9 protein-coding genes are annotated in these 13460 nt (G+C 60.7%); 1 reads left to right on the top strand and 8 read right to left on the bottom strand.

Annotated features, from left to right (window positions below):
- Positions 1–232: 232 nt before the first annotated feature.
- From O3303_RS20835 to O3303_RS20865, 7 genes are all read right to left on the bottom strand, one after another.
- Entirely contained in the window at positions 233–685 is a 453-nt protein-coding gene (locus O3303_RS20835; protein ID WP_269562045.1) for a phage tail protein, read from the bottom strand.
- 190 nt (positions 686–875) lie between these two features.
- On the bottom strand, positions 876–2213 hold the full coding sequence (locus tag O3303_RS20840) for an alpha/beta hydrolase (RefSeq protein ID WP_269562263.1): 1338 nt from the start codon (positions 2211–2213) through the stop codon (positions 876–878).
- A 591-nt stretch (positions 2214–2804) separates the two neighbouring features.
- On the bottom strand, positions 2805–4325 hold the full coding sequence (locus O3303_RS20845; RefSeq protein ID WP_269562046.1) for an efflux transporter outer membrane subunit: 1521 nt from the start codon (positions 4323–4325) through the stop codon (positions 2805–2807).
- On the bottom strand, positions 4322–5935 hold the full coding sequence (locus O3303_RS20850) for an efflux RND transporter periplasmic adaptor subunit (RefSeq protein WP_269562047.1): 1614 nt from the start codon (positions 5933–5935) through the stop codon (positions 4322–4324). Before O3303_RS20850 ends, O3303_RS20845 begins: the two co-directional genes overlap by 4 nt.
- Positions 5936–5977: 42 nt before the next feature.
- Positions 5978–9322, bottom strand: a complete 3345-nt coding sequence (locus O3303_RS20855) for an efflux RND transporter permease subunit (RefSeq protein ID WP_269562048.1) — start codon at positions 9320–9322, stop codon at positions 5978–5980.
- A gap of 639 nt (positions 9323–9961) precedes the next feature.
- On the bottom strand, positions 9962–10225 hold the full coding sequence (gene tnpA, locus O3303_RS20860; RefSeq protein WP_269562049.1) for an IS66 family insertion sequence element accessory protein TnpA: 264 nt from the start codon (positions 10223–10225) through the stop codon (positions 9962–9964).
- A complete protein-coding gene (locus O3303_RS20865; protein WP_269562050.1) occupies positions 10222–10701 on the bottom strand; it encodes a cupin domain-containing protein in 480 nt (159 codons plus the stop codon). Before O3303_RS20865 ends, tnpA begins: the two co-directional genes overlap by 4 nt.
- A gap of 211 nt (positions 10702–10912) precedes the next feature.
- Here O3303_RS20865 and O3303_RS20870 point away from each other — a divergent pair, with 211 nt between their 5' ends.
- Entirely contained in the window at positions 10913–11857 is a 945-nt protein-coding gene (locus O3303_RS20870; protein ID WP_269562264.1) for an aromatic alcohol reductase, read from the top strand.
- A 251-nt stretch (positions 11858–12108) separates the two neighbouring features.
- On the opposite strand, the gene O3303_RS20875 is transcribed toward O3303_RS20870, so the two are convergent.
- Complete coding sequence (locus O3303_RS20875; RefSeq protein WP_269562051.1) at positions 12109–13389, bottom strand: alpha/beta fold hydrolase; 1281 nt, start codon at positions 13387–13389, stop codon at positions 12109–12111.
- Between the last annotated feature and the right edge of the window lie 71 nt (positions 13390–13460).

Raw genomic sequence — 13460 nt, forward strand, 5'->3', positions numbered from 1 at the left:
AGCGGCTGCCGGTGAGCCCAGCGCAACCAGTCCGCAGATTGAAGCGCTGACGAGGGGCAACTATGCAAAGCGTAGGATCTCGGAGCTAGCAGACTCGACAATCAGTTTGGCAAGCAAAGCTACCCAATACGGGCAAAACAGGCTGCTGTTACGTTTTTTAACCTGCGAAATGACTGTGTTCGAGTGGCGCAACTAGGTCCAACCCTGCAGCCAACTTATGTTGCCAACGCAGCTACACTCGTTGGCAAGTCGAGTACGCAAGTTCCAGCGTTTCGACGGCCAGCACCATTTGCGGCAACTCAAGCTCGGAGGTACTCCACTTCACTGGCCAGGCCTGCGTGAATAACCAGCTGGCCAGGGGGTTGCCGGCCTCGTCGAGCAGCCTAAGTGACACGTTGCGCGCCACAATGGGGGAGGTGAAACTTCCAGCTAGGGTTGTCAGGCACCACGCCGCTAAGGTAGCGTCTCGGCTAACCAGACCACGCCGCAGCACCAGATTGCTGTACCCAGCCCTGGCAGGCAGGCGAGGCAAATACTGGTCTTGCCCACTGAGGCTCGGCTGCTCTTGCTCTGGCTGCTCGAGTAAGATCCCGGACATTTCCTGAAAAGCAGCCTCGACATCCGCGGGCTCACCTTCCAGCTCTAATTGAAAGTAAAACCTGGGAAGAGGCAAGGTATCTGCCATGGCTAGCCGTTGATAATGGATTGGGGTTTGCCCGGGTAGCGTCGGAAGGTCAACGGCTACCTTGTTGCCATAGGTCTGTCGGCCGGTTCCTTGCACTTTAACGGCCCGGAAAAAACGGGCATCGTTGAAAGTCCTCGTAATGCAGGCCGTCAGATAAGGCAGGGCTGGTGGCTGTGGGTCCGTCAACCAGCTACTGCTTCAGATACCAGTACATCCCGGACCGACCCGACTTGTTTCTGAGGCCGAAGCGTTGCTTGGCGCGCTGGCCTTTAAACAAATCGGCTAAGTCGGCCAGCAACTCTTGTTCCTCGGCAATGTAGGAGTGCCCCAGCAGACTGGTGTCGATGTTGGAGGCATCCACGGTTTCCACTCCCTTGGTTACCACGAGAGTAGCCCCACCCTGGCCGGCTCGCGGCTCTTTGTGAACTTTCTGCGAAGCCAGCAAGGCCTGATCCTTAGACGAGGCATACAGCGTGATTCCGCCAAAACGGTTGCTGAGCTTAGGTGCGATCTGCTCGCGGAAGATATCGGCATCGATGTCCGGGGCGGCGAGTACTATCTCCTTGATTCGGGGGGCCAGGGCCGGGTTTTCGGCTACCAGATCCACCAGTGCGGCGGTAAGTCCCCGGTTGCCCATGCTGTGCCCAACGATGTAGAGCTGCTCAATGCCCCCCGTCGTCAACGCGTCCACGATAAACTTCTTTAAGTCGGGCGTAGCCCAGACAATGTTGTTCTCGTCCACGGTATAGCCCAGCGTGTTGCCTTGGGAGGGCCAGCTGAACAGCAGGGCCGGGCCGGCAAAGCTCAGGTCGCTGGCCATCTGCGCCGTTCGCTTCACGGCCGCGTCAAACCCCACGTTGTAGCCGTGCACGAACATGAAGGCACTTTTGGAGCGGGCCGCGTCCTTACGAATGTTCTGAAAGAAGACATCCTTTGGCCTGGTAGATGACTGCGTAACAAACACGTGCTTGTCGGGGTCGTTGCTGCCTATTTCGAAGCCCAGCAGGGAGTAAGGGGATTCGATCTTGCCGATGCTGTGGCCGGGAGGGATGTTGACGACGGCCATACCGTACGTGACTTTAGTAGCACTGGTCGCCCGGTCGCCCGCAAACTGCAGTACTTGCCGCTCGCTGCCATTTGCCTTCCGGTTGGTCGCAAAGTAGACCACCACGTCCTTGCCGTAGCGCAAATTCACTTTATCCTGGGCGTACTTGCGTGTCCGCTCCAGCTGAGCCTGGGTTGGGGCTGGCCCGGGCTTCTGCGAAGGCATTGGCCCGGGAGCTGATCCCAGAACAAGCGGGGGAGCCAACTGCAGCGAATCCACCGCGGCCCAGGTGGCCAGCACTTTTTCTTTTCCGCGCTCTCCGTCGGCGGTCACATACTCTCCTTCCCGCAGAACAGTGCGCGAGCCGTTCAGGTCCACGGTTGCGGTTTTATGTTCCAGCCGGGCCCCATTAGCCAGCACAACATCTTCCAGCAGGGGCTCTATCGCCTCGTCCGTTACGCGCATCACCGAGCCGAACTGCATCACATACCGCACCGGTACAGCAGTAGCCTGGTGAGAGCCCCTGGCTGTTAACGTAAATGGGGCCGGCTGCAGGGTGGCAAGAGACAAGACGAGCAGGGCAGACCAGCGGAAGGTGAAGTGCATGAAGTTAGGGGAGCGTACTAGGTACTAGAGGGAAGAGGATATAGTAGGGTAAATATAGAGGATTAATCAGATATAATATAATTATTAAAACAATTATCTATACTTGATGAAGGGTGGCTACGCGGCTCACCAGGCCCCTTGCCATTGGCGGGGGGATAAACCAGCAACTGTCATTCCGGTATGGTAAACCGTCCACAAGTTCAATGGGCCGGCCCAAGAAGTAATCACCCGTCCAGCCTGAATAATTTATTCTCCCACTGTTTTTGTTAACGATTTTTTGGCGGCTCCATTAAGCGCTGTAAAAAATATTTTTTCAGCTCACACGTTTATCTCTTACCGGTAAAGCTGTCTTTCAATTAACATCAAGCTTGTTTTTTGCCAGAATACCTAAACACTTTGGTCAAGTTTTTACACGTAAAAGCTTGACCAAAACAAGAAAAGGCAACCATTCTTGACCCAGCTCTCATTCTATTGCCAGCTCCCCCCCAGAGCCCGCACCAGCTGCACGAGGTAGCGCAACTGCTCGCCCCGATTCTGAGCTACCAGCCGGGCAGCCTCCAGGTTGGTACGGTTGGCATCCACTACCTCAAAATAGGAGGTAAGGCCGGTACGGTACCGCTCCAGGGTGAGGCGAACCGCTAACCGGGAGGCCCGCTGCGCCCGCTCCTGCGCGGCCAGTTGCTGCTGACTGAAGCGCACATCGGCCAGGGCTGTTTCTACCTCCTGAAAGGCCACTAAGGCCCGCTGCTGGTAGTCGGCGGCCAGGGCCTGGTAGCGTGCTTCGACTACCTGCTGAGTAGCGCGGTTGCGTCCACCATTGAAGATGGGTATGGACACCATACCGCCCAAGTAATAGGTATAGTTGGCGCTGACTTTGGGCAGGTCAGCTAGTTCGGCACTCTGCGGGCCGATACTGCCATTAAAGGAGACTGCCGGCAGGCGGGCGAGCCGGGCAACGTCCCCGCGCGCACCAGCGGCAGCCAGCTGTCGTTCGGCCCGATACAGGTCGGGGCGGCGCGTGAGCAGGGCCGCCGGCAAGGTGAGCGGAACAACTGGTACCGCTACCACGCCGGGGCGGGGCGCCACCGTGAAGGCACTGGCTGGTTGCCCTACAGCCGTGGACAAGGCATTCTCCAGCCCGGCACGCTGGCGCTGCACATCCAGTAGGGTAGCCTCCACCAGGGCCAGCTCGCTTTCGGCCCGGCGCACGGCTATTTCGTTATCGACACCGGCTTTAAAGCGGGCCTGGGTTAACAACAGGCTGCGCTGCCGGTCCTGGCGGGTGGTGTCGAGCACGGCGGCATCGGCATCGAGGGCCCGCAGGCCAAAGTAATACGTGGCCGCATCGGTGGTGAGCGTGAGCTGCACGACGCGCAGGTCCGCTTCGACAGCCTGGGCATCGGCCCGGGCCGCCCGCACGTCGCCGCGCAGCCGCCCCCACACGTCGGCCTCGTAGCTTACGTTGAGTGGCACATAGTATTGTGTCTGCACCACGCCCCGGCGGTTGGTGGCTCCGTCCCCGAGGGCAAAGGGAATGGGCCGCAGACCGGAAAGGCGGGTGCGGTAGGCCTGCGGATCAAGCGTGATGTCGGGCAAACGGTACGAATTGGCAATGCGCACAGAAGCCCGGGCTTCCTCCACCCGGGCCGCCGCCGCCCGCATAGTAGGGCTGGCGGCCAGGGCCTGCTCTTCCAGCTTGTTGAGTTCCGGATCAGCAAATACTTCCCACCAGGCGGGCAGGCTAGCAGGCTGGTCGGCCGCGACCGGGGCCACCGTAGGCGTCAAGGGCTGCGCAACTGGAGTAGGAGAGGGGGGCGACGCATTTTTCCAGGCCGCCGGCACGGCTACATCGGGCCGCTGATAGCCGGGGCCACGCACACAACCTATCAATAGACTGGTAAGGCCACCTAAAATCAGCACTGCCAAGCGGCCAACATATGGCTTCTGCCCCCGGAAGTGCCTCGCAGAGTCATAGCGTCTGTGCTTCATGGCTTCGTAGCAGGTTTTTGCGCCTCGCTGGACTTGGACGTTGCGGCGGGCGGGCGAGGCTCATCAACGGGCAGCGACACGCGGGGCCGGTCCGGATCATAGAGCGGCTCGGGCCCTTTGGGCTTGTCTTTATCCTCGCCCTGGCCTTTCTTCTCGTCCTTGCCCGATTCGGCCTGCCGTACTTCCACGGCCAGTCCGTCGCGCAGGGCTTCGCTGGGGTTGATGACCAGCAGCTCCCCACCTCGCAGACCCTTGCTCACCTCAATCTGGTCCCCAAAATCCCGGCCTGGCTCAATGGTCTGGAAATACACCTTTTTATTGCGTACTACCACTACCTTCGACTCCAGGCCACTAGGCACCAGCGCGTTAGCCGAAATAATAACACCCGGGTTGGCTTGCGGGAGCTGAAAGCGAACCAGGGCAAAGATGCCGGGCTTGAGCTCATCCTTGGGGTTGGGTATCTTAACTTCCGTCAGCAGGGTGCGGGTATCGGTGGCCAGGGCCCCTGAGTTGCGGGATACGCGGCCGGGAAAGGGCCGGTCCGGAAACTCGGGGACGATAAAATCGGCCAGCAGGCCGGGGCGGATGCTGGGGACGTAGTTCTGGGGCACGTTGACAAAGGCGCGCAGCGTATCGGTTTGCTCGAGCTTGAAGAGCTGGCTGCCCTCGGCATTGCTGGTCGAAACCAGAGCGCCAACTTCCACCCCCCGCTCCGTGACAATACCACTGAACGGGGCCGTGACGCGCCGAAAGCTGCGCTGGGCCAGCAACTGGTTGAGGATGGCGCGCTGGGCGTCGTACTGGGCCCGTCCCTGGTCGAGCTCCTGGCGGGAAATGGCTCCCGGCAGCTCAATGCTGCGCAGGCGGTTGTAGCTGCTGCGGGCCAGCTCCTGGTTGGCGCGGGCCTCGGTGACGCGCTGGTCCAGCTCGGGCGTGGCAATGAGGGCCAGCAACTGCCCTTCTCGCACCCGGGCACCAATGTCGGCGTACCAGGCTTCCACGTAGCCGTCAGTGCGGGCAAAGAGGTAGGTTTCCCGGTTGGCGCGGGTGTTGGCCGGTAGTTCCACACGGGTGGTGTCGGGGCCTTTTTTGGCCGCTAGCACCTGTACTACCGGCTTGGCAATGAGCATGGCCCCGGCCGCTTTCTTGCGGGCCCGGGCTTTCTGAATTCGCGGGAGGATGCCAACCAAAAGCAGCAGCACGAAAAAGCCCCCAATCCCGAGCAGGATAAATCCTAAGCGCCGCTTGCTGCGCGGCTTTTTAGCTCCGGGGTCTTGGTCTGCTCCCGCCTTTTCGTCTGATTTCTCGGGGTCATCTGGTTTATCGGGGTCTTCTGGTTTGTCGGTTGAATCCGGTGCCTGCTCACCCGCGGCAGGCGTATCGTCTTCCGCTTTCGGCTTCTCGTCTTGCTCGCCAAACCGCATGTGGTCCTTAATGGCCTGGTCAGGGTCGTTATGGTTTACGTTATCTGCCGGCGTTTTTGTCCGGTCCGTGCTTTCCGGCCGCTGGCCTGCTTCCCCCTGCGGGTCTTGGCGGCCGGATCCGGTTGATGAGGCGGCATCGTTGGCTTCCGGTTCGGCGGCAGTAGGCTTATCAGGTAGGTCAGGCATCAGGAAACGACACGGGTGGATAAAAGCAGGTAGCGGCAGATATTACGCGGCAACGCGTGCTACAGGCTGCGTAACAGGGACTTTTTTCTTAAGCAGGCTATACATGATGGGTACGAGCAGCAGGGTGGTGAAGGTGGCCAGCAACAGCCCGCCGATAACGGCGCGGGCCAGTGGCGCGTTTTGCTCCCCGCCCTCACCCAGCGCCAGCGACATTGGCAGCAGACCAATAATAGCCGCCAGGGCCGTCATCAGTACCGGCCGCAGGCGGGTGTAGCCCGCATCCAGAGCCGCATCCAGGGGGCTCAGGTCGGGGTCGGCTTCCAGCCGTTCGTTGGCGAAGCTGACCACCAGAATGCTGTTGGCCGTGGCAATACCGATGCACATAATGGCGCCCATCAGCGACGGTACGCTGAAAGTGGTCTGAGTCACGAACAGCATCCAGAGCATGCCCGACAAGGCCCCCGGCAGTGCCATGATAATGATAAAGGGCGTCAGCCAGCTTTGAAAGTTGACCACCATCAACAGGTAGAGCAGCCCGATGGCGCCTAGGAGCCCCAATCCCAGACCCAGAAACGAGGTGCGCATGCTTTCCACCTGCCCCCGAACCTCAATTTCACTGCCCTTAGGCACGTTCTTCTCCACTGACTTGATAATGTCGCGGATGTCCTGGCTGACCCCGCCCAGGTCGCGGCCTTCCACGCTGGCGTAAATGTCGAGCACGCGCTGAATATCATAGTCGCTAACCACAGCCGTGGCCTGCTCCCGACGGGTGGTCGTGAAGTTACCCAGCAGCTGGGCCTGGTCCTGGGTGGGTCCGGTGATACCAATATTCTTCACCGCATCGAGCGTAGCCAGCCGATTGGGCGGAGTTTGCACGGCCACCGTGTAGTTCACGCCCGACTCAGGGTTGAGCCACTGATTGGGGTCGGTCTGGGTGCTGGAGCTCAGGTTGACCAGCACGTTGTCGGCCACGTCGCTCTGGGAAAGGCCGGCCTGTTGAGCCCGCACCCGGTCCACATCCAGGCGCAACTGCGGGGTTTTGGTCTGGAATACAAAGGCATCGACTACTCCCGGCACGGCCGCAATCTTGGCCTGCAGGCGGCGGGCCAGCTTCTCGTTGTCTTCCACCGAGCGGCCGCTGATCTGCACGTCAATAGGAGCGGGCAGACCGAAGTTCAGGGTCTGGTTGACGATGTCGGCGGGCTGGAAGAAGATTTCCAGGTCAGGGTACTGTTGCTTGATGCGGCGACGGATTTCAATGATGTAGTCCTGGCTGGGGCCGTGCTTTTCCTTAAGGGCCACCAGGATTTCGCCGTCGCCAGGGCCAATGACGGGGTTGTCGCTCAGCAGCAGGTTGATGGGAATGTTGGGCAGGCCGATATTGGACAACACTAGGTCCAGCTCCTCGGCGGGTACCACCTGCCGGATAAGCTGCTCCACCTGCCGGAAGCGGCGCTCGGTTTCTTCGAGCCGGGTGCCGGTAGCCGTGCGCACGTGCAGGCGAATCTGGCCCGCGTCGACCTTGGGAAAGAAGTCCTGCCCAATAAACGGGTACAGGCAGCCCGATACCACGAACAACCCGGCAAAACAGCTCACGACCAGCTTGCGGTGGGCCAGCGACCAGCGCAGCGTATCGCCGTAGCCATCGCGCAGGCGGTTGAAACGCTTTTCGAACGCTACGTGGACGCGCCAGATCCAGCTTTTTTCGATACCATCGGCCGCTTTTTTCTCGTCCTCGCTCAGGGGAGCTTCCTGGGCTTCCTCGGCCGGCGTGTCGCGGGAAGCTTCCTTGTCCAGCTCGGCGGCCCGCAGCTGCTGCAGGCCTTTTTCGGCCTCACTCACGGGCTTACCATCCCGGATTTCTTCGCTGGGCACCCGCTCCGGCCCCTGCCGGTGGAAGATGGGCAGCTCCTTGCGCATAAACTGCATGGCCATGGTCGGCAGCAGGGTGCGCGAGAGAAAGTAAGACACAAACAGCACGATGATAACCGTCAGGGCCAGGGGCGTGAAGATGTCGGCGGCCACGCCCTGCAAAAAGAACACCGGCACAAACACGATGGCCAGCCCCATCGTGGACACCAGCGCCGGCAAAGCCACTTCGCTGGCGCTGTCGAGGATGGACTTCTTGACGCCCTTGCCCATGGCCATGTTGCGGTGCAGATTTTCCACTTCCACCGTCGCGTCGTCCACCAGATTACCGATGCTCATGGCCAGCCCGCTCAACGTCATGATGTTGAGCGTCTGCCCGCAGATGTACAGAATGATAATGGTCAGCAGCGCCGCCAGCGGGATGGACACCGTAATCATACCCGTGGACCGCCAGGAGCCCAGAAACAGCAGAATCATCAGCCCGGTGAGCACGGCTGCCGTCAACCCTTCCACTACGACCCCAGAAATAGCCGAGCGCACGAAAAAGGACTGATCGAAGAGCAGCTTCACGTCCAGGCCCGGCGGGGCCGTACCGATAACCCGCGGCAACTCCTCTTTGATGCCCTCAATAACATCCAAAGTGCTGGAAATGCCGCTTTTGAGAATGGGAATGACGGCCGTGCGTTTGCCGTCCTGCCGGACAATGTTGTTTTGCACGGCCGAGCCCTCGTGCACGAAAGCCACATCGCGGATGTACACCGGCACGCCGTTCACGGTCTTGATGGGCAGATCGTTGAGCGTGCCGATCATCTCGGGGCTGCTGTTGAGGCGCACGTCGTATTCCCGGTCGCCGATTTTGGCTACGCCGGCGGGCAAAATCACGTTTTGGTTGAGCAGCGTGTTCACCACGTCGTTGCCCGAGAGGCCTTTGCCGGCCAGGGCCTCCGGGTTCAGGTCCACCATGATCTGCTTGCGCCGGCCGCCGTTGGGCACCAGCAGCGAAGCGCCTTTCACTACGGCCAGCCCAGGCCGGATAAACGAGCTGCTGGCGTCATAAAGGTCCGACTCACCCAAAGACTCAGAGCTGAGACTGGCCTGGGCGATGGGCACATTGGAGGCCGAATACCGGATGATAAGCGGGGCTCCGATGCCCTGAGGCAGACCACGCAGGATGGTGGCCGTCACGGCCGTCAGCTGGGCCACACCGGCTTCGGGGTCGGTACCGGGCTGGAAGAACACCTTAATGAGCCCCACGCCCTTAATGGAGCGCGACTCCAGGTGCTCGATGTTGTTGACAGTAGTGGTGTAGATGCGTTGGTTGACGTTGAGCACGCGCCTGTTCATTTCCTCCGCGCTCATGCCCTCGTAGCGCCACACAACGCCCACCACCGGAATGTTGACCTCGGGGAAGATGTCCACCGCCATCCGCATGATGGTGGCCACGCCCGCTGCCAGAATAAGCAGGGCCATCACAATAAAGGTATAAGGGCGCGACAGCGCGATTCGGACTATCCACATAGTATCATCTTGGGCGGCACGCGTTTCCTCTGCGTTCTAAGATTATACGGTGGTCATATGGTTTAGGGCAAAGCTGGTGCAATGGGAGGCATGAGGCTTAAGTCCGAACCGGAGCCTACTTGTTTGCACCGGCGTCGATAAAAACCATGACCGCCTAAGCGCGAGTTCGAAACTCGTAGTATAGGGTTGCTGACCAACAGCCGTTTAGAGAGGCCGATCGGGGGCATCAAAGACGCTAAGCCTCTGCAGTTGTACGATTCCCCATTCGATATGCCAGTGGTAGGCAGCAGCACACGTTGGCGGCCTCGGGCATGGCTAAGGGCTGCTTGACGCGGGCTGGTACGCGCTTTTTCAGGCGCCGAGGCAGGTTCAGCGCCAGTGCCCGGTAAATACGCAGCGTGCGTTTATGGTTGGTTACCAGTCCGTTTCTGCGCAAGCGGTGGTGCAGCTTCCAGAAACCCCAGCCCGGATGCCGTCCACTTAACGCCCGCAGGGCCTGCTGCACGGGCTCGTCCTTGCACCTGTGTGCCACCGGGTGGTAGCTGCCACGCGCGAGTCCCACCAGGGCACACGCCCGGCGCTGGCTCCAGCCGTTACTCACTAAGCCCTGCGCTGCCTGGTGCCGGGCCGGAGGGCTACTTACATTTTTCGCAGTATCTCCTCGATAGCCTGATTCTCCAGACTTAAGTCGGCGAACATTTGCCTGAGCTTGCGATTCTCTTCTTCCAATTGCTTGAGCCGGGTTAACTCCGCGACGCTGGCCCCGGCATACTTGCTTTTCCACTTGTAGAATGTCGCTTCGCTCAAGCCGTGCTCGCGCACAATCTGGGCGACGTTCTGCCCGCTAGCTTGCTGCTGTAAAATGGCCACAATCTGGGTCTCGCTGAATCGTTCTTTTTTCATTTCGCAGTCGTCAGGTAGTGAAAGTTGCGCCTTTCTCTACTCACTACTGGCACTCGATTTGGGGAAGCGGACACATCGGCCTCACTGGGCGCGACCAGGCCCTGCCACCGTTCGGTGTAGCACAGCAGCTCGTAGAGCAGGGTGGCAACGGGGTAGATGCCCAGTACGCCGTAAAAGGGGTGGGCGGCATCCGCCGCCTCGGCAAAGCACAGGCTGTGCAGCCGATACTGCGCCGAGCGGGCCAGGAGCCGGTGTTCCAGCCCCGGCGGAATCCAGACGTAGTGCCGGGCGGGCAGGTAGTAGGTGTGGCCGGGGGTTTCCACAAAGGCCAGTCCTTCCAGTACGTAGAGGAGCTGGCTTTTCTGGTGCTGGTGCAGCGGAAAGCTATTTTCAGTGCGCTCGTGTTGCACAAACATCGTGGCCGGGTCTTGGTCGATGGCGAGGTTTTGCTGGGTGAAGTCGGCCAGGTTGAGCATAAATTGGCTGTTTTGAGTAACTATCTGGCCAGCATACGCAAGTTTGCCACTGCGCTTTGCCCGACCTTTGCAGGTAGCGCCTAACCGGATGCCTGGTTGCCACGCGCCAGAGTTCCTTATAGGTTGTAATCATCTTACTGGCAGCCTGTTGTGCGTTTTTTCGCAACCTGCCCAGTAAGTTGACCACGAACGTATAAATCAGCCTACGATGATGAATGAAACAACCGCCGCCGTTACGTCCCGCAACATCCTGGTGCTGGGAGCCGGCGAGCTCGGCCTGCCCGTGCTGCGCAACCTGGCGCGCCGCGCCAAGGACGTGACAGGCGCCAAAATCAGCGTACTGCTGCGCGGCAGCGCGGTCGAGTCCGAGGAGCCGGTCAAGCAGCGGCCTATTGCCGAAATCCGGGACCTGGGCATTGAAATCGTGCTGGGTGACCTCGTGCAAAGCTCGATTGAGGAGCTCGCCACGCTGTTTGCCCGGTACGACACGGTGCTTGGCTGCGTCGGCTACGCGGCCGGCATCGACACGCCCATGAAGCTGGCGAAGGCCGCCCTGCAATCGGGCGTGCCCCGGTATTTTCCCTGGCAGTTCGGGGTCGATTTCGAGGTAATTGGCCGCGGCGGCCCGCAGGACATCTTCGACGCGCAGCTGGACGTACGGGAGCTGCTGCGGGCCCAGACCGCGACCGAGTGGGTGATCATCTCGACCGGCATGTTCATGAGCTACCTATTTGAGCCCGAGTTTGGGGTGGTTGACCTGGCCAACAGCGAAGTGCATGCGCTGGGTAGCCTCGATACCGCCGTTACGCTGACGACGCCGGACGATATCGGGATGCTGACCGCCGAGATTATGTTTGCCGAACCGCCCATCCGCAACGAGGTGGTGTTTCTGGCCGGCGATACCGTGACCTACGGCGAGGTGGCCGACAAACTGGCGGCGGCGCTCCATCGCCCGTTCGGCCGTTCGGAATGGACGGTGCCGTTTTTGATGAAAGAGCTGGCCCGCGACCCGCAAAATATGATGCGCAAGTACCGCGCTGCCTTTGCCCAAGGGCGCGGGGTGGCCTGGGACAAGGCGGGGACGTTCAACCAGCGCCACGCCCTGCCGGTCACCGATGTCGCCACGTGGATTGATGCCAACCTCGGCCTTGGTTAACTGGGTAGTCCAAAGGGTAACCAGGGAGCTTGCCAGTAGCGTTTGCCGGGTTTAGGACTGTCTTTCATGACAATCGAAAGATGAGACCCTATTCTGTCTCCCCTGGCTAGACCACCTCAGCTGGCGGTGGGCCCGCTCTGGCGTCCTGCCCGTGCCTGAGTCCGGCGGCCGGCATGCAGAGCAGGCTTCGGCCGCCGCGCCCTGCTTCAGAACTGTGGCCAGGGTTTCACGAAAGGGCCGCCTGCCCGGGGCTAGCGGCGGCCGGCGAAGAACTCCAGCACGGTCCGGTTGAACTCCTCGGTTACCTCCGTGGGCGCTTCGTGCCCGGCTTTCCGGAAGATCTTCAGCGTGGCGCGGGGCAGCTTGGCGGCTATCAGGGCCGTGTGCTCCCGCCTGACGATGTCGTTCTCGCCCGCCATCACCAGCACTGGTACTTTGATCTGGGCCAGCGCATCCGGCGCAATGTGCGGCTCGGTGAGCAGCAGGTTTTTCAGCCGGTACTCCATATCCGCCTCCGTCACGCCGCGGCCTTTCATCTCCGTCAGCTGCCGGCGCAGCTGCGCGTTCAGCTTCGGCGACACCGATTTGTCGTCGTTGTAGAGCACTGCCGCCATCGAGGCCAGCTGCCGGACCTTGCGCGGGTGCCGCATGGCTAGCAGCAGGCCGATGTTGCCCCCGTCGCTCCAGCCCAGCACGCGGGCGCTGTCCACGCCCAGTACATCCAGCAACGCGGCCGCATCGTCGGCAAACAGCTCGTAGGTGAGCCGGGTGGTGTCGGCCTGCGAGCTGCCCTGGCCCCGGCTGTCGAGCGCAATCACCTGGTAGCTTTTGGCCAGCTCCGGAATCTGCTGGCTGAAGGCGTTGATGGACGAGTTATTGCCGTGCAGTAGCAGCAGCGGCTCGCCCGCACCGTATAGCTCGTAATAGAGCCGTACGCCGTTTACGGTGGCGTACCGGCCCCGCCGCGTGTTGTCGCCGTACACCTCTGATTCCGCCCGGGAGTTATCAATCAGCAGCGACTGCCGGCCGGACCGTGCTTTGTCCGTAGTCAGCCGGACGTTGGCCATCTCCTTGTAATCCCCCACATACCAGGGCCGGAGCGTATCGGCCTCAAAGCCCGCGTTGCCCAGCGGCATGCTGACCGTTTTGCCTTTGCTGGTGATGAGCAGCTCGAAATCATCGAAATAATACCGGCCCCGGCCGGAAAAGAACATGCCCACCGACAGCTTATTGGCCTGGCCGTCAATCCGCCCGGAAACCGACAGCGCAGTCCAGGCCCCGGGCTTGTAGCTCTCCATGCCGTACCTATCGAAGTGGGACTTGATGGTCTTCTTGTCCAGCGAGGCCACGGCGCAGGCAATGGCGCCGCCATGGCGCGCCTTGTCCTCAATCAGCACCTGGCCGCGCACCTCAAACGTGGCGTTCGGATAAGCGGCCACGTCAACCGTCTGCAGCAGATAGGATAATTTTTCCTGGGCCCGGGCGGCTAGGGCCATACTCAGCAGCACAAGCAGGAGTAGGGGTTTTCTCATGGTAGCGGGATAGGTAGTAGAAACCAGTAAAAGCAATAAGTGACACAGAATAAGCAGGCGGAAATATAGGA

Origin of the sequence: Hymenobacter canadensis (genome assembly GCF_027359925.1) — a bacterium.
Lineage (GTDB): Bacteria > Bacteroidota > Bacteroidia > Cytophagales > Hymenobacteraceae > Hymenobacter > Hymenobacter canadensis.

Excerpts from the sequence above, each read along its gene's own strand:
- O3303_RS20835 (WP_269562045.1), bottom strand. The coding sequence starts at position 685 with ATGGCAGATACCTTGCCTCTTCCCAGGTTTTACTTTCAATTAGAGCTG.
- O3303_RS20840 (WP_269562263.1), bottom strand. The coding sequence starts at position 2,213 with ATGCAGTTCGGCTCGGTGATGCGCGTAACGGACGAGGCGATAGAGCCC.
- O3303_RS20845 (WP_269562046.1), bottom strand. The coding sequence starts at position 4,325 with ATGAAGCACAGACGCTATGACTCTGCGAGGCACTTCCGGGGGCAGAAG.
- O3303_RS20850 (WP_269562047.1), bottom strand. The coding sequence starts at position 5,935 with ATGCCTGACCTACCTGATAAGCCTACTGCCGCCGAACCGGAAGCCAAC.
- O3303_RS20855 (WP_269562048.1), bottom strand. The coding sequence starts at position 9,322 with ATGTGGATAGTCCGAATCGCGCTGTCGCGCCCTTATACCTTTATTGTG.
- tnpA (WP_269562049.1), bottom strand. The coding sequence starts at position 10,225 with ATGAAAAAAGAACGATTCAGCGAGACCCAGATTGTGGCCATTTTACAG.
- O3303_RS20865 (WP_269562050.1), bottom strand. The coding sequence starts at position 10,701 with ATGCTCAACCTGGCCGACTTCACCCAGCAAAACCTCGCCATCGACCAA.
- O3303_RS20870 (WP_269562264.1), top strand. The coding sequence starts at position 10,913 with ATGAATGAAACAACCGCCGCCGTTACGTCCCGCAACATCCTGGTGCTG.
- O3303_RS20875 (WP_269562051.1), bottom strand. The coding sequence starts at position 13,389 with ATGAGAAAACCCCTACTCCTGCTTGTGCTGCTGAGTATGGCCCTAGCC.